Below are 20,843 nucleotides of genomic sequence, written 5' to 3' on the forward strand. Positions count from 1 at the left end.
CACGCACTTAGAGCGGGACAGTCATGTCGGAATAAGACCGACCGTCCACTGCGTCCTCGCTGTGTAATTGCCTGCAAGCATCCCGGCCGAAGCCGCGACCTCACAGGTCTTTTTCAAAGGAACCTCATCCACCGAAATGGACGGGGTATCAACTTTTTGGCGTTGATTTTTGGCACGCTGTTGAGTTCTCAAGGAACGGACGCTTCCTTTGTACTCACCCTCTCGGGCTTTCCTCCGGGCTTCGTTCTGTTCTGTTCTCGCGTTTCCGACTCTATCAGACTCTTTCGTGTCCGATTCCCGGTCGAAGCGGGTTTCGCTTTCCAGTTCTTCGCTTTCGCGTTTCCCTTTCCGGCGAGTCCGACTCTATCAGAAGTTTTCCACCGGATTTCCCGGCTTCAGTTTCCTGAATGAAGAGTTGGGTGTGCCCGCTTGGAATTCAATTCCTGGGGGCGAGAAAGACTTTAAACCATCACTGCCGAACTTGTCCAGTTCGAGGCAACCGTTCGAATCTACCTCCCCGCAGCTGCCGTGTCAACGGTGTTTGCGGGACGACGAGGAGACTAGCAGCTCAGCAGGGCCGCACGCACATCAGGCCGCGATGGGGAGCGTCGCCGTCTGGTCGGCCTGCTCCACGTCGCCCGTGTCGCCGGCTCGGGCCGCGCGGCCGCCCAAGACGTAGACGTAGAGCAGGAAGGCCGCCTCGGCGGCCACGCCGATGCTGATGCGGGCCCACGTGGGCAGGCCGGAGGGGGTGACGAAGCCTTCGATCAGGCCCGAGAGGAAGAGGACCACGGCCAGGCCGATGGCCATGCCGAGGGCGGCGCGGCCCTGTTCGGCCAGGGCGACGCGGCGGGTGCGGTGGCCCGGGTCGATGACCGTCCAGCCCAGGCGCAGGCCCGTACCGGCGGCCACGAAGACGGCGGTCAGTTCGAGCAGGCCGTGCGGGAGGATCAGCCCGAGGAAGACGTCGAGGCGGTCGGCGGAGGACATCAGGCCGATGCCGACGCCGAGGTTCAGCATGTTCTGCCACAGGATGTACAGGACCGGCAGACCCAGGAAGCCGCCCAGGACCAGGCAGACCGCGGCCGCCTGGGCGTTGTTCGTCCAGACCTGGGCCGCGAAGGAGGCCGCGGGGTGGCTGGAGTAGTACGTCTCGTACCCGCCGCCCGGCTTCGTCATCGCCTTCAGGTCTTCCGGAGCCCCGATGGCGTTCTGGATCTCCGGGTGGGTGGCTATCCACCAGCCGACGAGGACGCCGACGGCCGTGGAGATCAGTGCCGTGGGTATCCACCAGCGGCGGCTGAGGTAGACGGCGGCCGGGAAGCCCGAGGTGAAGAAGCGGGCCGCGTCGCGCCAGCCGGACCGCCGGGTGCCCGTCACGATGGCGCGGGCACGGGCGACGAGCTGGGTCAGGCGGCCCGTGAGCATCGGGTCGGGGGCGCTGGACTGGACGAGGGAGAGGTGCGTGGCCGTGCGCTGGTAGAGCGCGACGAGCTCGTCCGCCTCGGCTCCCGTGAGTCGCCGGCCCCGGCCCAGCAGCTGTTCCAGGCGGGCCCACTCGGCCTGGTGGGCCGCAACGAAGACGTCGAGATCCATGCGGTTGGCGCTCCCCTGCCCCTGGTCCCTCTGGTTTCTCCTACTGCTTGCTTCGTCAGCTTGGCAGACTGGAGGCAGATGGGGCGGGGCAGGTCATGCGAAGGGTGTGCATCGGTGAGCGATCTGGTGACGGGGGACGCGGTCGTCCTGGGGCTGCGGCCGGCGAGGCTGCCGAGCCGGGCGCTGGCGATCCTGCTCGACCTGGTCGTGTACGTCACCGGGTACCTGCTCATTTCCGTCGGGCTCGTGCTGGCCACCGCTTCGATGGACGGGGCGGCCCGGGCGGCCGTGTCGGTGGCCTCGTTCGTGCTCGTCCTGGTCGGCGTGCCGATCGCGGTGGAGACGCTCAGCCACGGGCGGTCGCTGGGCAAGCTCGCGTGCGGGCTGCGCGTGGTGCGCGACGACGGCGGGCCGGTCCGGTTCCGGCACGCGCTGGTGCGCGGGGCCTTCGGCGTCTTCGAACTGCTGCTGACCTTCGGGTCCGTGGCGTGCATCGCCTCGCTGTTCTCCGAGCGGGGCCGCCGGCTCGGTGACGTGTTCGCGGGGACGCTGGTCGTCCGGGAGCGGGTGCCGGGTGCACGGGTGATGCCGGTGCCCCCGCCGCCTCCGTGGCTGGCCGGGAGGTTCGGCGGGCTGGACCTGTCGGCGGTGCCCGACGGGCTGTGGCTGGCGATCCGGCAGTACCTGACGCGCATGGACCAGCTCGATCCTCAGGTGGGCGGCGCGTTGGCGGCCCGGCTCGCGGACGATCTGGTGGCGCGTACGGGGGCTCCGCCGCCGGTCGGGGTGCCCGCCGCCGCGTTCCTGATGGCCGTGGTGCACGAGCGGCAGTCGCGGGACGCCGCGCGGGCCTTCCGGCAGCAGCAGCCCGCTCCCGGGTCGGCTCCGGTTCCGTACGGGCCGCCCGCGCCCGTGGTGATGCCTGCCGTGGCGCCCGTCGCTCCGGCGGTGGTGCCCCCGGCTCCGGTCGCGCCGGTGGCTCCCGTGTCCGTACAGCCGCCGAAGACGACCGGGTTCGCCCCGCCCGCCTAGCTAGTCGGTGAAGGCGGAGGGCGGGGTTTCCAGGTGTTCGAGTTCGATGCCGGGGGCCGAGAGGACCACGTCCCCCGCGATGTGGACCGTATGGACCTCGCCGGTGTCCAGGGCGGTGACGCGGTACTCGTCGACCTGCAGCGGGCCGCTGTCCGTGGGGTGCTCCGTGCGGTTCAGGAGGGCCCAGGCCTGGTCGGTCGTACGGGCCGCCAGGACGGGGTCGGTCAGGGCGACGAGCCGGACGCGGGTGGCGGGGGCGCCGGGGGTCAGGCGCAGCAGCCGGGCCGTGGCGACCAGGAAGGCCGGGGAGGTGCCGGTGAAGCCGGCGGCCCCGGGGACGTTGCCCTCGGTGGCTTCGGCTCCGGCGGGGTCGGTGCGGACCCAGGTGATCCCGTCGATGGCGGCGCCGCGGACCTGCCAGCTGGAGGCGTTGACCTCGAGGCGGATGGGGCGGCCCAGTTCGTCGACGGCCAGGTCGACGGAGCCGCGGTGCGCACCGTCGGGCGCGGTGAGCTGGGAGACGTAGCGCCAGCCGGAGGGGCCCGGGGCGCAGTGGAAGTGCTCCTCGCCGAGGGGGGTGTGGTCGTGCGGGTCGTGCAGCGCGTAGCGGCCTCGGGGCATGGGGCGTCTTCCTGGGTTCGGGCGGGTACGGGGCAGGCCCCCGGCACGGATGCCGGGGGCCTGACCTGAAGCGTGGTGCCGCTGTTCCGTGGGGATCAGTAGCGGTAGTGGTCCGGCTTGTACGGGCCCGCCACGTCCACGCCGATGTAGGCGGCCTGCTCCGGGCGCAGGGTGGTCAGGCGGACGCCGAGGGCGTCGAGGTGGAGGCGGGCCACCTTCTCGTCGAGGTGCTTGGGGAGCACGTAGACGTCGGTGGGGTACTCGGCCGGCTTGGTGAAGAGCTCGATCTGGGCCAGGGTCTGGTCCGCGAAGGAGTTCGACATCACGAAGGACGGGTGACCGGTGGCGTTGCCCAGGTTCAGCAGGCGGCCCTCGGACAGGACGATGAGGACCTTGCCGTCGGGGAACTTCCAGGTGTGGACCTGGGGCTTGACCTCGTCCTTGACGATGCCCTCGATCTTCGCGAGGCCGGCCATGTCGATCTCGTTGTCGAAGTGGCCGATGTTGCCCACGATGGCCTGGTGCTTCATCTTGGCCATGTCGGCGGCCATGATGATGTCCTTGTTGCCCGTGGTCGTGATGAAGATGTCGGCCGTCGCGACGACGTCGTCCAGGGTCGCGACCTGGTATCCGTCCATCGCCGCCTGCAGGGCGCAGATCGGGTCGATCTCGGTGACGATGACGCGCGCGCCCTGGCCGCGCAGCGACTCGGCGCAGCCCTTGCCGACGTCGCCGTAGCCGAAGACCACGGCGGTCTTGCCGCCGATGAGGACGTCGGTGGCGCGGTTGATGCCGTCGATGAGGGAGTGGCGGCAGCCGTACTTGTTGTCGAACTTCGACTTGGTGACGGCGTCGTTCACGTTGATCGCCGGGAAGAGCAGGGTGCCCTCGGCCATCATCTCGTAGAGGCGGTGGACGCCGGTGGTGGTCTCCTCGGTGACGCCGCGGATCTCGGACGCGAGCTGCGTCCACTTCTGCGGGGCCTCGCCCAGGGTGCGGTTGAGGAGGGTCAGGATGTGGGCGTACTCCTCGGAGTCCGCCGTCGACGGGTCCGGAGCGGCGCCGACCTTCTCGAACTCGACGCCCTTGTGGACGAGGAGGGTGGCGTCACCACCATCGTCGAGGATCATGTTCGGACCGCCGGTGGGGGTGTTCGGCCAGGTCAGCGCCTGCTCCGTGCACCACCAGTACTCTTCCAGCGTCTCGCCCTTCCAGGCGAAGACGGGGACGCCCTGCGGGTTCTCCGCGGTGCCGTTCGGGCCCACCGCGATGGCGGCGGCCGCGTGGTCCTGGGTGGAGAAGATGTTGCAGGAGGCCCAGCGGACGTCGGCGCCGAGGGCGACGAGGGTCTCGATGAGGACGGCGGTCTGCACGGTCATGTGCAGGGAGCCGGTGACGCGGGCGCCGGCGAGCGGCTGGGTGGCCGCGTACTCCCGGCGGATCGACATGAGACCGGGCATCTCGTGCTCGGCGAGGGTGATCTCCTTGCGTCCGAAGACGGCGAGGGAGAGGTCCGCGACCTTGAAGTCGGTGAAAGCGGCAGTCATGGGTGTGCTGCTCCTCGTGCTGTAGAGAGGTGGGTACGGCTGAGCCGGGCACCGTCGTCAAGACGGCGCACATGGCGCTCAGTCCGTCGGGGGTCCTCTCTCCCCTCGGCCGGTCTCGAAGACCGCCCGACCGCCATCAGCAGCGACGCCTGACACTGATGACGAATCTACACCGATCGGCGGAGCGCGGCCCAGGCGAACCGAAAGCATGTCTCGACCGGAGTTCGGGGCCTACGGCGGAGGATTGGGGGCCTTTCGGACTTTTGATCACCCCCTTACATGGACGAGGATGCGGTTGGGTCGGGTTGTACGCGCGATCCCGCAGGACAACGCATGTGTCGTGAGGAGATTCCAGTGACCAGTCCGGCAGGCCCTCCCGAAGGCGGGGACGTGGGCGGGCGGAAGCCCGTGAGGATCGTCGCCGTTACCGCGTGCCCCACCGGTATCGCGCACACGTACATGGCCGCGGAGAAGCTCCAGCAGGCCGCCGACCGCCTCGGCGTCTCGATCAAGGTGGAAACCCAAGGTTCCATCGGGGCCGAGAACGTGCTCTCTGACAACGATGTCAGGCAGGCGGACGCCGTCATCATCGCCGCCGACAAGGAAGTCGACCTCGACCGGTTCGCCGGCAAGCGGGTGCTGTCGACCGGCGTCGCGGACGGCATCCACAAGCCGGAGGAACTGATCCGGCGCGCGCAGGGCGCTCCGGTGCAGTCCGGGACTTCGGCGGCGGCGGGCAGCGGCGACGGCGGCGGCGGCCACCAGCGCAGTCAGGCGTACAAGGCGCTGATGAACGGCGTCTCGCACATGATCCCGTTCGTGGTCGTGGGCGGTCTGCTGCTGGCCGTGTCCCTGTCCCTCGGCGGGCACGCGGACGCCAAGGGCGGGCTGGTCATTCCCGACGGGACCTTCTGGTTCTACGTCAACAAGCTCGGCGTGACCGGCTTCTCGCTGATGCTGCCGATCTTCTCCGGCTACATCGCCTACGCGCTGGGCGACCGGCCGGCCCTCGTACCCGGCATGATCGGCGGCTTCCTCGCCGCGGACGCCGTGCACATCTACGGGGCCGATGCGAACGCCGGCTTCCTGGGTGCCATCGCGACGGGCTTCCTCGCGGGCTATCTGGTCATGTGGATCAAGAAGGTCAAGGTCCCCAAGGTCATCCAGCCGATCATGCCGATCATCGTGATCCCGATCGTGTCGACCGTGGCCCTGGGGCTGTTCTACATCTACGTGATCGGCCAGCCGATCTCCTGGGTCTTCACGCACCTGACCGACTGGCTGAACGGGATGACCGGCTCCAGCGCGATCGTGCTGGGCACCATCATCGGCCTGATGATCGCCTTCGACATGGGCGGTCCGGTCAACAAGACCGCCTTCCTCGTCGCCGTCGGCCTGATCGGCACCAACAACCACGTCATGGGCATGGCCGCCGCCGCCATCCCCGTCATGCCGCTCGGCCAGGGTCTGGCGACGCTGCTGCGCCGCAAGCTCTACAGCGACGAGGAGAAGGAGACCGGCCTCGCCGCCCTGTTCATGGGCTTCTTCGGCATCTCCGAAGGAGCGATCCCCTTCGCCGCGGCCCGGCCCGCCCAGGTCATCCCCGCGAACATGCTCGGTGGCGCGGTAGCCGGTGCGATCGCCGGTGTGGCCGGGGTCCAGGACTCGGTGCCGCACGGCGGCCCGATCGTCTCGCTGTTCGGTGCGATCAGCGGCGTCGCGATGTTCTTCGTGGCCATCGCGGCCGGTGCGGTCGTGACCGCGCTGACGACGAACGCCCTGATCGAGTTCAAGCTGCGCCGGGAGGGCGTCACCGGCGGCGGGTCCGCGGTCCTCGCGCCGGAGCCGGCCCTGGTCGGTGCGGGCGCCCCCGTGGGCGCGGGCGGCGTCGCCGCCGCCGCAGCGGGTGCGGGAGCAGCCGGTGCGGCCGTCCGGGCGCAGCAGCCCGCGGCCGCGGCTCCGGTGGCCGCGGGCGGGCCGCCGGAGGTGCTGTCCGGGTACCTCACCGAGCAGACCGTGAAGACGGAGCTGGCCTCCGGCTCCAAGGAGGCGGCGATCCGCGAGATGGCGGAGATGCTGGCCACGACCGGCAACGTCACCGACGTGGACGAGCTCGTACGGGTCGCCCTGGCCCGGGAGGCGCAGGGCACGACCGGTCTCGGCGAGTCCATCGCCATCCCGCACGCCAAGACGGACGCGGTGACCCGCCCGACGGTGGGCTTCGCCCGGTCCGACGAGGGCATCGAGTGGGGCGCGCTGGACGGGACGAAGGCCCGGCTGGTCTTCATGATCTCCGTGCCGGAGGCGGCCGCCGGGGACGAGCACCTGCGGATCCTGGCGCTGCTGTCGCGCAAGCTGATGGACACCGGCTTCAGGGAGCGGCTGCAGGCCGCGCCCGGCAAGGCCGCGATCCTGGACGTGCTGCGCGAGATCCAGTAGCCCCGGGCGCGGAGAGGCCCCCCTGCGCGCGTCGCTGGGGGGCCTCTCCGCGTCGGGTGCGGGGTCAGTGGCCCGGGTTGGCGCCCTTGGCCGCGGCCTCGGCGTTGAAGATGTCCGGCTCGAGGTAGATGACGCGGGCGATCGGGACGGCCGCGCGGATGCGGGCCTCGGCGGCGTTGATGGCGTTGGCCACCTCGGTCGCGGTGTCGTCGCTCTGGACGGAGATCTTCGCGGCGACCAGGAGCTCCTCGGGGCCGAGGTGCAGGGTGCGCATGTGGATGATGCCGGTCACGACGTCACCGTCGACCACGGCGGCCTTGATCTTCTCGACGTCCTCGGTGCCGGCGGCCTCGCCGAGCAGCAGGGACTTGGTCTCGGCCGCGAGCACGATGGCGATGATGATCAGCAGGACGCCGATGCACAGGGTGCCGATGCCGTCCCAGACGCCGTTGCCGGTGAGCAGGGCGATGCCGACGCCCGCGAGGGCGAGGACCAGGCCGATGAGGGCGCCGAAGTCTTCGAGGAGGACCACGGGGAGCTCGGGGGCCTTGGCGCGCTTGATGAACTGGCCCCAGGTGAGGCTGCCGCGGATCTCGTTCGACTCCTTGATCGCGGTGCGGAAGGAGAAGGATTCCGCGATGATCGCGAACACGAGGACGCCGACCGGCCAGTACCAGTGCGAGATCGCGTGCGGCTCGTGGATCTTCTCGTAGCCCTCGTAGATGGCGAACATGCCACCGACGGTGAACAGCACGATGGAGACGAGGAAGGCGTAGATGTAGCGCTCGCGCCCGTACCCGAAGGGGTGTTCCGGAGTCGCCTCGCGCTGGGCCTTCTTGCCGCCCAGCAGGAGCAGGCCCTGGTTTCCGGAGTCCGCCAGCGAGTGGACGCTTTCCGCGAGCATCGAGGACGAGCCACTGAAGACGAAGGCCACGAACTTGGCTACCGCGATGGCCAGATTGGCGGCGAGTGCCGCCACGATCGCCTTGGTACCGCCCGACGCGCTCATGGTTGCGATGTGTCCCTTCCTCGGTGCGGCGCCCCGGGCCGGGACGCCGCGCTACGGCCGCAGATTCTCACAGCCACCGAGAGGGACGGTACGTCAGACCACCACAGTGGCACGGAAGACGGTGCCGGTTCCGGACAGTTCGACCTTTTCGCCGGCCGGCACGAAGACCGATTCGCCGGGTGCCAGGGCCAGTTCGCCGGACTTCGGGGAGCCGGCCTTCGGTGAGCCCGCCGTGCACAGCAGGATCTGGGCGGTGGTGTCGGGGACCACCCGGGGAGCGCCGCCGGGGGCCAGGACGAAGCGGGAGAGCCGGAATTCGTCGATGGGGGTCTCGTAGACCTCCTCGCCGTTGCCCTCCGGGCGCAGGATGCCGGGGTCGCCGGGCTCGAAGAGGGTGACCTTCAGCAGCTCCGGCACGTCGACGTGCTTGGGGGTGAGCCCGCAGCGCAGGACGTTGTCGGAGTTGGCCATGAGCTCGACGCCGAGGCCGTCGAGGTAGGCGTGCGGAATGCCGGCACCGAGGAACATGGCTTCGCCGGGCTGGAGTCGCACGTGGTTGAGGAGCATCGCGGCGATGACGCCGGGGTCGCCCGGGTAGTGGTGGACGAGTCCGGCGTACGGGGCGTACGGGCCTCCGAGCCGCTCGGCGGCGGCCGCGGCCTCGGTGACCGTACGGGCCATCTCGGCGCGGTCGGCGGTCAGGACGGCGGTGAGCACCTCGCGCAGGGCCGCCTCCTCGGGGTGTGCCCGCAGGAGGTCGGCGTAGGGCTTCAGGGAGTTGACGCCGAGGCCCTCCAGCAGGGCGGCGGCCTCCAGCGGCGGGCGGAATCCGGACAGGCCCTCGAAGGGGGTGAGGGCGCAGACCAGCTCGGGCTTGTGGTTGGCGTCCTTGTAGTTGCGGTGCGGTGCGTCGATCGGGACGCCGCGGCGCTCCTCGTCCTCGAACCCGGCCTTCGCCTGGGCGAGGTCGGGGTGGACCTGGAGGGAGAGCGGGGCGCCGGCGGCGAGGAGCTTGAAGAGGAAGGGGAGCTCGGGGCCGAACTTGCGGACGGCCTCGACTCCCAGTTCGCCTTCGGGGTCGGCCGCGATGACGTCCGAGAGGGCGCTCTCCCCGGCTCCGCGGTCGAGGCGTGAGGGTGCGCCGGGGTGGGCGCCCATCCACAACTCGGCCTGGGGTTCGCCGGTGGGCGGGACTCCGATGAGTTCGGGGATCGCGGTGGCCGATCCCCAGGCGTAGGGGCGGATCGTGTTAGTGAGGCGGTCCATCGGTCGTCTTCCTGGGTGAGAGGCGCGCGTTCGTGCGCCTCAGCTGTGTCCCCCGGAGGCCAACGCCAGGTAGGCGGTGGCGAAATCCGTGACGGCGAGGAGTTCGGCGAGCTGTTCCAGCTCGGTGCCCTCCTCCGGTTCGAGCTCGCTGATGGCCGTGTCGTGGCTGAGGGCGAGTTCTCGGGCGGCAGGGGCGGCTGTCAGTCCGCCTGCGGGCCTGTCGCGCAACAGGACGATGCGTGCGCGCAGGGCCTGCGGTTCTTCCACTCGGTCGCGGAAGAAGTCGTCGGGGTCGGCGCCGGCGGCGAAATCGCCGGCGAGCAGGACCCCGTGGGCCGGGAGGGCCTCGGGAAGGTCGGCGGCGAGTGCGGGTCGGCCGGCGAGCTCGGCGAGGGTGGCGGCGAAGCGGCGTCCGGCGGGTCCCGCGGCGGCGCCCTCGCTCCAGATGAGCGGGAGGGAGTCGGCGAGCTCGGACGCGAGGGTCTTGGCCGGGTTGGAGTAGGTGACGATGGCGGGGCCGCAGCGTTCGGCCGTGCGGTCGAGCCGGTCGGCGACGAGCTGCAGGGTGTGCGGGGCGGCGGTGATCAGGCCGACCCGGTCGAGGAGCACCAGCAGCGGGGTCAGCAGGGCCCAGAGGGCGCCGGGGCCGGCCGCGGCCGACTCGTCGTACTCCTGGTACGGGGCTTTCGCCATCGGTACGAGGAGCCCGTGTGCGCCGTCCACCGCTTCGCTCAGCGGCGAGCGCTCGGGGGCGACGGCGACGACGGTGGAGCCGCGCCGGTAGGCCTGCTCGGCGAGGACGGCGAGGCCGGGCTCGGTCCCGTCGGTGGTGGCGATGAGCAGCAGGTCGACGGGGCCGGCCCAGCCGGGCAGGGTCCAGCGCAGGGCCCCGGCGGCGTGCGCGACGCCGGTCGGGTGCAGCCGGATGACGGGCGCGGAGGCGCCGGCGAGCGCGCCGAGCAGGTCGGCGACCCCGGTGGCGGCGGTGCCGGGCCCGGCGATGAGGACCGCGCGGGGGCGGCCGTCGGGGCGCAGGTCGGCGAGACCGGCCTCGGCGGCGTGCCGGGCCGCGGTGCGTACCCGTGCGCCGGCGTCGGCTGCGCCGCGGAGCAGGCCGCGGCGGTCGGCGCGGGCGAGATCGTCAGGTGCGTCGAGGAGTGACTCGTCGAGCATGGCGGCCTCCGGCTATGTCTGTGACGGAACCTGTGTGGGACGGAACCAGTCTCGGCTTTTGCGCGGGGTGGCGGTAGGAGGCTCAGGCGGGACGGCGTGCCTCGTCGACGAGGAGCACCGGGATGCCGTCGCGGACCGGGTAGGCGAGACCGCAGTCCTGGCCTCCGGTGCAGATCAGCTCGGGGGTCTCCGCGTCGGCCGACTTGTCCTCCAGGGGCGAGTGGCAGGCGGGGCAGGCGAGGATCTCCAGGAGGCCGGCTTCGAGCGGCATGTGCGGTTCCCTTCGGGGATGTGGATCGGGCCAGGTCAGCCTACCGCCGAGTCACCTCCGGTGGCGGGTGGAGGAGGACCTCGGTGAGGGGTCGGCGGTGATGCGGCGGCCATGAGGTGCGGGTGCGCTGCTGGGGCTCCGCCCCGGGCCCCGCGCCTCAAACGCCGGCCGGGCTGAATTTGGCCGGCGGCGTCTGGAAGTGCGGGGCGGGGCGGATTGTGGCCGCCCGTGCCCGGAAGCGCGGGCGGGGCCGACTTTGGCCGCCCGTGCCCGGGAGCGCGGGCGGGGCGAGGTTCAGCCGCGGATGAGAGCCAGGGCCTCGTCGCGGATCTTGGCGAGGGTGGGCTCGTCGCGGGCTTCCACGTTCAGACGGAGGAGGGGCTCGGTGTTGGAGGCGCGGACGTTGAACCACCAGTCGGCCGCGGTCACCGTGAGGCCGTCCAGTTCGTCCAGGGTGACGCCCTCGATCGCTCCGTAGGTCTCCTTGACGGCGGCGAGGCGGCCGGCCTGGTCGGCGACGGTCGAGTTGATCTCGCCGGAGCCCGCGTAGCGGTCGTAGGAGGAGACCAGGGCCGAGAGGGGGCCGTCCTGGCCGCCGAGGGCCGCCAGGACGTGGAGCGCGGCGAGCATGCCGGTGTCCGCGTTCCAGAAGTCCTTGAAGTAGTAGTGCGCCGAGTGCTCGCCGCCGAAGATGGCTCCGGACTTGGCCATCTCCTCCTTGATGAAGGAGTGGCCGACGCGGGTGCGGACGGGGGTGCCGCCGTTCTCGCGGACGACCTCGGGCACGGACCAGGAGGTGATCAGGTTGTGGATCACGGTGCCGGTTCCGCCGTTGCGGGCCAGTTCGCGGGCGGCGACCAGGGCCGTGATGGCGGACGGGGAGACGCCCTCGCCGCGCTCGTCGACGATGAAGCAGCGGTCGGCGTCGCCGTCGAAGGCGATGCCGAGGTCGGCGCCCTCGGCCAGTACGCGGGCCTGGAGGTCGACGATGTTCTTCGGGTCGAGGGGGTTGGCCTCGTGGTTGGGGAAGGTCCCGTCCAGTTCGAAGTACATGGGGACCACGTCCAGCGGGAGGCCCGTGAAGACGGTGGGGACGGTGTGCCCGCCCATGCCGTTGCCCGCGTCGACGACGACCTTGAGCGGGCGGATGGCGGTGAGGTCGACCAGGCCCTTCAGGTGGTCGGCGTAGCCGGTGAGGGTGTCCTGCTCGGTGACGGTGCCGGGGACGGTGCCGGCGGGGACCGCCGGGGCGCCCTCGTCGCTCCACTTCTCGGCGAGCTCGCGGACGGTGGAGAGGCCGGTGTCCTGGCCGACCGGGGCGGCGCCGGCCCGGCAGAGCTTGATGCCGTTGTACTGCGCCGGGTTGTGCGAGGCCGTGAACATCGCGCCGGGCAGGTTCAGCTTGCCGGAAGCGTAGTAGAGCTGGTCGGTGGAGCACAGCCCGATGAGGGTGACGTCGACGCCACGGGCGGCCGCGCCTCGGGCGAAGGCGCCCGACAGGGCCGGGGAGGAGGGCCGCATGTCGTGGCCGATGACGATGGCCCGCGCGCCGGTCACCTCGACGAAGGCGGCACCGAACAGCTCGGCCAAGTGCTCGTCCCACTCGTCCGGCACAACGCCTCGTACGTCGTACGCCTTGACGATGTTCGAAAGATCGGTGGCCACTGCGTGCCCTCCTGAAGGTGATGTGCGGTGAAGCAAACCTACCGTGGACACAGTGCGGCTTTTCAGATCAACGCAATGTCAGGAATCCGGCGAACGCAGGACGCGCAGGTGTCCGCGACGGGTCTCCCCGGTGGAGGGACCGCCCTGACCGCTGCCGCCGGCCCCGGCCGCGCGCTCCGGCGGACGGGCCGCCTCGCGAACGGCGTTGGCGAGGGCTTCCAGGTCGTCACCGGTGGGACGCGAGGGCGCCGAACCATCGGTGAGGCGTACGACGTCCCAGCCGCGCGGGGCGGTCAGGCGCTCCGAGTGCTCGGCGCAGAGGTCGTAGCAGTGGGGTTCGGCGTAGGTGGCGAGCGGGCCGAGAACTGCGGTCGAATCGGCGTAGACGTACGTCAGAGTCGCGACGGCAGGGCGGCCGCACGCGGTGCGCGAACAGCGACGTACAAGGCTCACGACGTTGGACGGTACCGCACTCTTGACCGGGCCGCGACGACTCTCCCCCGGCCACTCGCCCGTGTCGTCCGATCTCCCCCGCCCCGCTGTGGATCTGCGGGCTACCCTGCGGGGGTGACGGACAGCACTCTGCCTCCCCCTCCCGTGCCCCCGGCCGCCTCCCTGCCCGGCGGCTCCCCCACCGGTGAGCCACGGGTACGGCGGCGCGACCGGCACGGGCGCGGGATGCGGGGGCCGGTGGCCCCTCCGCAGGTGCCGCTGTCGGCGAGCCGCGGGGAGCTCTTCGGGGACCTCGTACGGGACTCCGTGGAGCGGCTGGAGCGGCGGTGGCCGCAGCTGGCGGAGGTGGAGTTCATGATCGGCGACGTGCCGGGGCCGCCGGGCGGCGCGGAGGCCGGCTGGAACGACGAGGCGGTGCCGCTGGGCGCGCTCGCGGAGGCCGGGGGTGGGCGGCCGGCGCGGATCGTGGTGTTCCGGCGGCCCGTGGAGATCCGGGCGAAGTCGCGGGACGAGCGGGCGATGCTCGTGCACGAGATCGTGGTGGAACAGGTCGCGGAGCTGTTGGGGCTGTCGCCCGAGACGGTGGATCCGCGGTACGGGTCGGACTAGGCCGTCTCTTTCGGATCTTGCCGGTCAGGCCCGCGCCGGCGGTGCGGGAGGTGGCCCTGCGGGGCTGTCCCCTGCCCGCCCTTCCTCCGTTCCCCGGGCTCCGCCCGGACCCGGTCCTCACACGCCGGACGGGCTGAACCGGTCCCGGGGCTCCGCCCCGGACCCCGGTCCTCGAACGCCGGACGGCTTATCGGGTCAGGACCGAGAGGTCCTGGGCCGCCTTGGGGACCGAGACCGTGGAGCGGTCGTCCGAGAGGGCCTGGACCGTGAACATCGGGATGCCGTCGCGCGGGATCGTCAGGGTGCGGGACGCGTGGACGGGGCCGCCGGAGACGGTTTCCACCGTGAGGGCGTAGGCGCCCTTGCCGCCCGTCGGGGCGAGTGCCACGGTCTGTGTGGTGCCGCCCTTGACCGTGACCTCCTTGGAGGCGGGTTCGCCGCCCTCCGTGCCCGGCGAGGCCGTCACCTTGACCGTCGCGTCGGCTCCGGGCGGGGCCGTCAGCGACAGCAGCGTGGCGTTCGCCTCGGGGCGGTTGTCGGCGACGGTCGCCCGGGTACCGACGGGGGCGGAGGCCTGGATGAAGCCGGTCTCCTGTTTGGCGCCGCTGCCGCGGACCACCCGCAGCGCCGCGACCACCGGGACGGACTTCTTGGCGTCCGCCGGGGACAGGACGAGGGAGCCCGGTTCGCCGCGGGTGACGTCCTTGAGGTCGAGGCTCGCGGTCATGCCCGCCTTGACGTGGAGCTGCTCGCTGCCCGCCGGGCTGATCGAGCCGCCCGGCCCGGCCAGCTTCACGTTGAGGTCCGCGTCCTCCTCGCCGGGGGCGAAGGCGACCAGCCGTACGGAGGTGGCGTCCGCCGGGATGCCGGGCAGGACCAGGGTCCCGGCCGGGTCCACGGAGGCGGGCAGCCAGTCGGCGCCGATGCCTTCCTCGCCCGCCTGGGCGGTGGCTCCGACCCGGCCCGCGCGGGTGGTCACGTGGGCGGTGACGTCCGCGAGCTGTGCGCCGGGGGCGAGGGAGGCCAGGGAGATGGCCTTGCTGGACTTCGGGTCGATGCGGATGTTCTCGCTGGTGCCCGCTTCGGCCTTGATCGTGCCGTCCGGGCCGAACAGCTTGATGTCCACCACGGCCGCGGTGTCGTCGGGGTTGGTGAGGTGGACGTAGTCCTCGCGGCCCTTGGCGGTGCTGACGCCGGGGAACCAGAAGTCGGTCCCGGGCCGGGTGCAGCCGACGCCGAGCAGGCCGCGCGTACGGCCGACCGAGACCACGGTGGTCTGCTGCGCGCTCCAGCCGGGGGCGAGGAACCCGTCGGCCACGCCGCTGAGCGCGGGGGCCTCGGCGCCGGATGCCTTGGCGCCCACGGGCTTGCCGGGCTCCTTGAGTTCCAGGACGGGCTTGGCTTCCTTGGTCGCGCCCAGCAGCCGGGCCGTGCCCTTGCCTCCCGGGGCGGCCGCGCCCGGGGTGATCGCCGTGTAGAGGGTCTCGGCGATGTCGGAGGTGCTGGGCGCGGGGCACACCAGCAGGGACCGCTCGACCGGCATCCGGGCCGCCGGCTTGCCCGCCGCGGCCGCGGGGGCCCCGTCGGCGGCCGGCGCGGTGAGGGTGGCCAGGCCGGTGACGGCGGCCAGGGCGGCCGTGACGGCGGCGAGTGTGAGGGGTACGCGCTGCTTCACTGCTGGGGGCTCCCGTCCGGACGCGGGGCGTGCTGTCCGTCGTGCTGGCCGTAGGGGTCGTAGCCGTCGGTGTTGTCGTGGCCGTCGGAGGGACCGGGCTGCTGCTCGTAGGGCGGGTACGGCTGCTCGTACGGCTGCTGGGGCGGGTAGGCCTGGTCGTACTGCGGGCCCGGGTGGCCGGTGTACTGCTGCTGCGGCTGCTCGTACGGGTACTGGTCGTACTGCTGCTGCGGCTGCTGCTCCTGGCCGCCGTAGGCGTAGCCGCCCTGGTCTCCGTACGCCTGCTGGTAGGCGTACGCGTCCTCGCCGTACACCGGCTGCGCGGGGATCTGCGCGTACGGGTCAGCCGCGACGGCCGCCTCGGCGGCGGACTCGGGCTGCGGTTCCTGCTCGGACTGCTCGCGCAGGCGGCGGGCCCGGCGGCCTTCGCCGGGCTCCTCGGCGGCGGGGGCCTCCTCCTCGGGCAGGTCGTCGTCGAGGCGGGCGCGGCGGCCCGGCAGGGCCATCACCAGGAGCACCAGGGCGAGCAGGCCCTGGGCCCAGTGCCAGGCGGTCCGGGTGAGGGCGTCTTCGTGGACGAGGTCGAGCTCGCCGGCGGCGGCGGGGAGTTCGAAGCCCTGCGCCCAGCCGTCGAGCGTCTTGGCCTGGAGCGGCTTGCCGTCGAGGGTGGCCCGCCAGCCGGGGTCGGCCCGGTCGGCGATGCGCAGGACGCGGCCGGCCTCGCCGGCCGGGATCTTGGTGCGGACCTCGACGGGCCCGGAGGCGACGGGGATGGGTGCCTCGCCGGGCTTGCCGGAGACGATGACGGCGCGGGCGACCTGCCGGTCGACGCGCCACAGGGCGCTGCCTTCGAGCTTGCTGAGGCGGCTGAGGCCGGGGGTGGCGTCGAGGACGCGGCCGATCTCCTGCGGGGCGCCGTCGCGGACCAGGACGTAGCGGATGGCGAAGCCGCCGAGCTGGTCGGTCTGGTCGGCGCCGGATCCCGCGACGAGGCTGGAGACGACCTTGTCGAGGCGGGCGTCGCTGCCGGCCCGGTCGGCGAGTTCGGCGTCGCCGAGGCGGCCGCCCGAGCCGCGGACCAGGCTGTAGGAGAGGGCGGCCGGGGAGTCCGCGCCGATGACGAGGGTGCGGGCCTGGTCGCGCGTGCCGCTCTCTTCGGCGACGAAGGCGGGAACCTGGACGGGGTCGCGGCGCTCCAGCGGTCCGGCGGCTCCGCTGAGCATCCAGCCGGCCGCGCCGACGAGCGGGCCGACGGCGGCGGCGAGCGCGATCAGGGCGGCGAGGGGCTGGCGCCAGCCGAAACTGCGGGCCGCGACGCGCTCCTTGGCCCCGTCTGCGCCGATGACGGCGGCGGCCAGCAGGGCGAGTCCGTAGACGAGCGTGGCGGGGCCGGCCCAGGTGGTGCGGTTGACCAGGACGGCCAGCACGAGCGCGGCGAGCGCGGTGGCCCATGCGGCGCGTACGGCGAACTGCCGGTCGGCGCGCAGCAGGGCGGCCAGGGCGGCGAGGACGACGCCGAGGAGGATCAGGCCGCCGGCGGTGCGGGGGCCGCCGGGGCTGATGCCGAGCAGGTCCAGGGCGGTGGCCGAGCCGGCTCCGTGGGGCAGCCCTGCCTCGCGCAGGAAGCCCCCGGGGTGGGTGAGCAGGCTCAGCGACCAGGGGGCGAGGACGAGGATCGGGACCCCGAGCGTCGCCAGGAGGCGGGGGCCGTACGTCTTCCAGTGCGCGCGGCGCAGGACCAGCGCGGCGCATCCGAGGACGGCGGCGAGCGGCCAGACGACGGGGGTGAAGGCGGTGGCCAGGGTCAGCAGGAGGGTGTGGGTCCAGGCGGAACGCCAGCTGCCCTCCCCCTCTCCGAAGCCGAAGGCGGTGACGGCGGAGCGGGCGATGAGCGGGAGCAGGACGGCGAGGACGGCGGTGCCGAGGCGGCCGCCGGCGAGGGCTCCGGTGATGGCGGGGAGGAAGGCGTAGGCGACGGCGGCCCAGGCGCGCAGCAGCCGGGATTCCACCAGCGGCCGGGAGGCGAAGTAGGCGGTGAGGCCGGCGAGCGGGACCGAGCAGACGAGCAGCAGGGTCAGGGCGGCGTTGGTGGAGCCGAGGAGCAGGGTGGAGAGGGCGCCGAGGACGGCGAGGTAGGGCGGGGCTCCGGCGGTGGTGCCGGTGCCGACGGGCTGCCAGTCGTCGGCGTAGACGCGCCAGAGGTCGAGTCCGCCGTCGGGGGCGGGGAGCAGGGCTCCGCCCATGAGGGAGCCGCTGCCGAGGAGGGAGCGGCAGGCGATGACGGAGACGAGCAGGAGGAGGGCGAAGAGGACGGGCGCGGGCTTGCGGGCGATCCGCTTGAGGCGCGCGAACTGTTCGATCTCCAGGTAGTCGGCGTCGTCTCCGCCGGGTCCCGATTCGACGGCTCCGCCGTGCCGGCCGGCGGCGCTGCTCTCGGTGTCGCCGTCGGCGCCGAAGTAGCCGGCGATCTGTTCGGCGTTGGCGCGCAGGCTGGCGCCGGGCGGCGGGAAGAGGGGGCGCAGTTCCTTGGCGGAGACGGCGGCACGGCCTCTGCGGCGGCGGGCTCCGAGGATCCGGCCGGGGCGGAGCAGGGTGGCGAGGAGGCCGGTGATCTCGTCGACGGCCTGTCCGGGGGCCTTGCCGACGAGGTAGGCGAGGGTGCGCAGGACGGTGCCGAAGAGGATCCGCAGCAGGACGTACGGGAGGGCGCGGCCGGGGCTGTTGGCCAGCATCGTGTAGACGGCGCCGGCTTTGTCGACGCGGTGCGGGCTGGCGGCGGAGCGGCCGACGCAGTCGACGGTGCGGCGCTCGCGGGCGGAGGCCTCGGCGTGCCGCAGAACGGCGTCGGGGGCGATGAGGACGGTGTGGCCGGCGCTCTGGACGCGCCAGCACAGGTCGACGTCGTCGCGCATCAGCGGCAGGCGGCGGTCGAAGCCGCCGAGGGCTTCGTAGACGTCGCGGCGGATCAGCATGCCGGCGCTGGACACGGACAGGACGGGCTGGATCTGGTCGTGCTGGCCCTGGTCCTGTTCGCGCCGGTCGAGGCCGGTCCAGCGGCGGCCGCTTCGGGCGATGGTGACGCCGACTTCGAGGAGCTGCTTCTTGTCGTACCAGCCGCGCAGTTTGGGGCCGATGACGGCGGCTTCGGGGTTCTCGTCGGCGACGCGCAGCAGTTCGGCGAGGGCGTCGGGCTCGGGTGCGCAGTCGTCGTGGAGCAGCCAGAGCCACTGGACGGGCTCGCCGTGGGGCAGGTCGGGGAGGTCGTACGTGTCGTCGCGCCACGTGCGGCTGACGGGGTCCCAGCCGGAGGGGCGCTTGAGGTACGGGAGTTCCTCGGGGGTCAGGGTGCCGGCGGTGCGGGCCGCTTCGTCGACGGCCGCGCCGAAGCCGGTGCGGCGGGCCAGGTGCAGGACGCGGTCCTCGCCGAGTGCCTCGCCGAGCAGGCGCGCGGAGTCGTCGGCGCTGCCGGTGTCGGCGGCGATGTGGCTCTGGGCGGGGCGTTCCTGGCCGAGGAGTCCGGCGAGGGTCCGGGGCAGCCAGCGGGCGCCGTCGTGGGCGACGAGGACCGCGGTGACGACGTGCCGGGGGAACTCTGGTGCGGCGGCAGCCTGATAGGAGGCGCTCGACTGGCTGTGCAGGGACATCGCGGTACGGGCCCTCCGGCCGGGGGTCCGGGGGTGGTGTGCCCTCGGAGGCTGCTGGACAGCGCCCCACCCTAACGGCTGGGAACACAGCGGTCCGCCTCCTGCGGGGAAGGTGCGGGAGGCGGACCGTTTGCTCTGCTCGATGCCGTGCTGTTCGTGCCGTTCGCTGTACTGCGTTTTGTACCGATGCGTGCACTGTGGCCGCTGCCGTGCGTGAGGCCGGGTGCACAGGCGGCTATGCCGTCGGGTGTGCCGCCGGACAGGTCGTCGGATATGTCGCCGGATATGTCGTGGGCCGTGCCGCGGGCCGTTCCGCGGGCCCTGCCGTGGGCGCCGTTCGGTGCGCGCCGTGGGCGCTTCAGACGGCGGCCTTCTTCAGGCGTCGCCGCTCGCGCTCGGACAGGCCGCCCCAGATGCCGAATCGCTCGTCGTTGGCGAGGGCGTACTCAAGGCATTCGGAGCGGACCTCGCATGCGAGGCAGACCTTCTTGGCCTCGCGGGTCGAGCCGCCCTTCTCGGGAAAGAAGGACTCGGGGTCGGTCTGGGCGCAGAGAGCTCGCTCCTGCCATCCGAGCTCTTCGTCCGCCTCCTCGACCAGCAGTTCCTGAACCAGCTCGGTCATGTGCGCCCCTCGCTCTGTCTGTGCGTCCCCGTGGTCATGCCGTCACTCATCGCTACGTAACGACACGAGTGAAATTACAAGTGCGGGGCTCCAGCGCAGTCAAGCCGAGATCTGCTATTGGGCCCCTTATTCACTCTGCGGAACCAAGCCTATGCAGAAAGTGTTCATATCGCCAAAAATCGTGACACATGCCACAGGCCTCATCCGCGGCTCCCTCTCCCCCGTAGCCGACGCGTCACTCTGTGGTGGGGTTCCGATCCGGCCGAAGAAGCGGCACAGATCACATTTCAGCCACAGAGAGACATCGCACAGCTTTGCGGGTTTGAGAGCCGCAACAGCGGGATGCGGCACGACTCGAAGCGCCACATCCCCTGGTGCGGACTGCACAAACCTTTCTCCGGGCACGGTAACCGGATGAGGTGAAACTTTTCTACCAAATCGGACATTGGGTTGACAGTCCGGCCCCCCACCCGGTCTTCTTGTAGCCATGTCAGCGCCCTCAGCCGCCACCTGGACCCCCATTCGTGGGTTCCTGTGCGCTGCCCAGGTTCGCTGTTGCTGTTGCAGCTGTTGATGCCTCGGGAGCTCCGGCTCCCCTGAGCTCCAGCTCGCCCCCACAGCAGCCGCCGCACGACTGACATCCGTCGAGGAACCCCCCGATGAACAGCACCAGCACCCTGAACGCCACCACCGCCGCAGCCATCGCCCCGGCGCGTGTCGAGAGCGACCTCCAGATCGCCGGCGACATCCTCTCCGTCCAGCACCTCCTGCAGCCCGCCCGCGAGCACCCGGCCACCGTCGCCGAGTTCGTGGGCCTCGCGCGTTCCATCGCCGCCGACCGCTCCGAGTGGGAGCACCTGGTCCGGTACGACGCCACGACCCGCTGGTACCACCGGCTGCGCACCGGCCCCGGCTACGAGGTCTGGCTGCTCAGCTGGGTCCCCGGCCAGGGCAGCGGCCTGCACGACCACGGCGACTCCTCCGGCGTGCTGACCGTCCTGGACGGCGAGCTGACCGAGCACACCGCCCGCGGCCGGCTCACCCTCGGCGCCGGCTCCCAGCGCGTCTTCGCCCCCGGCTACGCCCACGAGGTGCAGAACGACAGCCTCGACGGGGCCGTCAGCCTGCACGTGTACTTCCCCGGCCTGACCCGGATGCCGATGCACAGCTGCTCTCCGGCCCGGCCCGAGGCCCTCTCCGTCTAGCCCCAACGCCCGCCCG

16 protein-coding genes are annotated in these 20,843 nt (G+C 72.0%); 4 read left to right on the plus strand and 12 right to left on the minus strand.

Annotated elements, in window-relative coordinates:
* Nucleotides 1-588: 588 nt before the first annotated feature.
* Nucleotides 589-1,596: a stage II sporulation protein M gene (locus tag ACFYM0_RS07540; protein ID WP_388497757.1), complete on the minus strand. Its 1,008-nt coding sequence runs from the start codon at nt 1,594-1,596 to the stop codon at nt 589-591.
* A 114-nt stretch (nt 1,597-1,710) separates the two neighbouring features.
* Here ACFYM0_RS07540 and ACFYM0_RS07545 point away from each other — a divergent pair, with 114 nt between their 5' ends.
* Nucleotides 1,711-2,628, plus strand: a complete 918-nt coding sequence (locus ACFYM0_RS07545) for an RDD family protein (protein ID WP_388497760.1) — start codon at nt 1,711-1,713, stop codon at nt 2,626-2,628.
* Here ACFYM0_RS07545 and ACFYM0_RS07550 read toward each other — a convergent pair whose 3' ends face one another.
* Complete coding sequence (locus ACFYM0_RS07550; RefSeq protein WP_388497763.1) at nt 2,629-3,249, minus strand: hypothetical protein; 621 nt, start codon at nt 3,247-3,249, stop codon at nt 2,629-2,631.
* Between the two features lie 95 nt (nt 3,250-3,344).
* On the minus strand, nt 3,345-4,796 hold the full coding sequence (gene ahcY, locus ACFYM0_RS07555) for an adenosylhomocysteinase (protein WP_388497766.1): 1,452 nt from the start codon (nt 4,794-4,796) through the stop codon (nt 3,345-3,347).
* Between the two features lie 354 nt (nt 4,797-5,150).
* Here ahcY and ACFYM0_RS07560 point away from each other — a divergent pair, with 354 nt between their 5' ends.
* A complete protein-coding gene (locus ACFYM0_RS07560; RefSeq protein WP_388497769.1) occupies nt 5,151-7,235 on the plus strand; it encodes a fructose-specific PTS transporter subunit EIIC in 2,085 nt (694 codons plus the stop codon).
* A gap of 64 nt (nt 7,236-7,299) precedes the next feature.
* On the opposite strand, the gene ACFYM0_RS07565 is transcribed toward ACFYM0_RS07560, so the two are convergent.
* The 6 genes from ACFYM0_RS07565 to ACFYM0_RS07590 form a co-directional block, all read right to left on the minus strand.
* Nucleotides 7,300-8,244, minus strand: coding sequence for a cation diffusion facilitator family transporter (locus tag ACFYM0_RS07565; RefSeq protein WP_388497772.1), 945 nt, complete (start codon nt 8,242-8,244; stop codon nt 7,300-7,302).
* A gap of 93 nt (nt 8,245-8,337) precedes the next feature.
* The gene (gene manA / locus ACFYM0_RS07570; protein ID WP_388497774.1) at nt 8,338-9,510 is read right to left on the minus strand and encodes a mannose-6-phosphate isomerase, class I; all 1,173 of its coding nucleotides are present in this window, start codon (nt 9,508-9,510) and stop codon (nt 8,338-8,340) included.
* Between the two features lie 39 nt (nt 9,511-9,549).
* The gene (locus ACFYM0_RS07575; protein WP_243342092.1) at nt 9,550-10,683 is read right to left on the minus strand and encodes an SIS domain-containing protein; all 1,134 of its coding nucleotides are present in this window, start codon (nt 10,681-10,683) and stop codon (nt 9,550-9,552) included.
* Nucleotides 10,684-10,765: 82 nt separating this feature from the next.
* On the minus strand, nt 10,766-10,954 hold the full coding sequence (locus ACFYM0_RS07580) for a Trm112 family protein (RefSeq protein WP_274552984.1): 189 nt from the start codon (nt 10,952-10,954) through the stop codon (nt 10,766-10,768).
* Between the two features lie 294 nt (nt 10,955-11,248).
* Entirely contained in the window at nt 11,249-12,619 is a 1,371-nt protein-coding gene (locus ACFYM0_RS07585) for a phosphomannomutase/phosphoglucomutase (RefSeq protein WP_388497777.1), read from the minus strand.
* Between the two features lie 78 nt (nt 12,620-12,697).
* Nucleotides 12,698-13,072, minus strand: a complete 375-nt coding sequence (locus tag ACFYM0_RS07590) for a DUF3499 domain-containing protein (RefSeq protein ID WP_327253030.1) — start codon at nt 13,070-13,072, stop codon at nt 12,698-12,700.
* Nucleotides 13,073-13,186: 114 nt separating this feature from the next.
* Here ACFYM0_RS07590 and ACFYM0_RS07595 point away from each other — a divergent pair, with 114 nt between their 5' ends.
* Complete coding sequence (locus ACFYM0_RS07595) at nt 13,187-13,681, plus strand: metallopeptidase family protein (RefSeq protein ID WP_388497780.1); 495 nt, start codon at nt 13,187-13,189, stop codon at nt 13,679-13,681.
* 187 nt (nt 13,682-13,868) lie between these two features.
* Here the strand turns inward: ACFYM0_RS07595 and ACFYM0_RS07600 are convergent, their stop codons facing one another.
* The 3 genes from ACFYM0_RS07600 to ACFYM0_RS07610 form a co-directional block, all read right to left on the minus strand.
* Nucleotides 13,869-15,356: a DUF5719 family protein gene (locus tag ACFYM0_RS07600; RefSeq protein WP_388497782.1), complete on the minus strand. Its 1,488-nt coding sequence runs from the start codon at nt 15,354-15,356 to the stop codon at nt 13,869-13,871.
* Nucleotides 15,353-19,000: a glycosyltransferase gene (locus ACFYM0_RS07605; RefSeq protein WP_388497785.1), complete on the minus strand. Its 3,648-nt coding sequence runs from the start codon at nt 18,998-19,000 to the stop codon at nt 15,353-15,355. The genes ACFYM0_RS07600 and ACFYM0_RS07605 overlap by 4 nt, the downstream gene beginning before the upstream one ends.
* 358 nt (nt 19,001-19,358) lie before the next feature.
* Nucleotides 19,359-19,622: a WhiB family transcriptional regulator gene (locus ACFYM0_RS07610; protein WP_112450237.1), complete on the minus strand. Its 264-nt coding sequence runs from the start codon at nt 19,620-19,622 to the stop codon at nt 19,359-19,361.
* 659 nt (nt 19,623-20,281) lie between these two features.
* On the opposite strand from ACFYM0_RS07610, the gene ACFYM0_RS07615 reads away from it, so the two are divergent.
* Nucleotides 20,282-20,827 (plus strand): cysteine dioxygenase, encoded by a 546-nt coding sequence (locus ACFYM0_RS07615; protein WP_388497789.1) that lies wholly within the window; start codon nt 20,282-20,284, stop codon nt 20,825-20,827.
* Nucleotides 20,828-20,843 lie beyond the last annotated feature (16 nt).

It is taken from the genome of Streptomyces sp. NPDC006487 (assembly GCF_042870555.1).
Classification (GTDB): domain Bacteria; phylum Actinomycetota; class Actinomycetes; order Streptomycetales; family Streptomycetaceae; genus Streptomyces.

Bases quoted from the DNA above. Each gene is read 5' to 3' on its own strand.
- ACFYM0_RS07615 (WP_388497789.1), top strand. From the start codon at position 20,282: ATGAACAGCACCAGCACCCTGAACGCCACCACCGCCGCAGCCATCGCC.
- ACFYM0_RS07580 (WP_274552984.1), bottom strand. From the start codon at position 10,954: ATGCCGCTCGAAGCCGGCCTCCTGGAGATCCTCGCCTGCCCCGCCTGC.
- ahcY (WP_388497766.1), bottom strand. From the start codon at position 4,796: ATGACTGCCGCTTTCACCGACTTCAAGGTCGCGGACCTCTCCCTCGCC.
- manA (WP_388497774.1), bottom strand. From the start codon at position 9,510: ATGGACCGCCTCACTAACACGATCCGCCCCTACGCCTGGGGATCGGCC.
- ACFYM0_RS07550 (WP_388497763.1), bottom strand. From the start codon at position 3,249: ATGCCCCGAGGCCGCTACGCGCTGCACGACCCGCACGACCACACCCCC.
- ACFYM0_RS07605 (WP_388497785.1), bottom strand. From the start codon at position 19,000: ATGTCCCTGCACAGCCAGTCGAGCGCCTCCTATCAGGCTGCCGCCGCA.
- ACFYM0_RS07610 (WP_112450237.1), bottom strand. From the start codon at position 19,622: ATGACCGAGCTGGTTCAGGAACTGCTGGTCGAGGAGGCGGACGAAGAG.
- ACFYM0_RS07575 (WP_243342092.1), bottom strand. From the start codon at position 10,683: ATGCTCGACGAGTCACTCCTCGACGCACCTGACGATCTCGCCCGCGCC.
- ACFYM0_RS07540 (WP_388497757.1), bottom strand. From the start codon at position 1,596: ATGGATCTCGACGTCTTCGTTGCGGCCCACCAGGCCGAGTGGGCCCGC.
- ACFYM0_RS07565 (WP_388497772.1), bottom strand. From the start codon at position 8,244: ATGAGCGCGTCGGGCGGTACCAAGGCGATCGTGGCGGCACTCGCCGCC.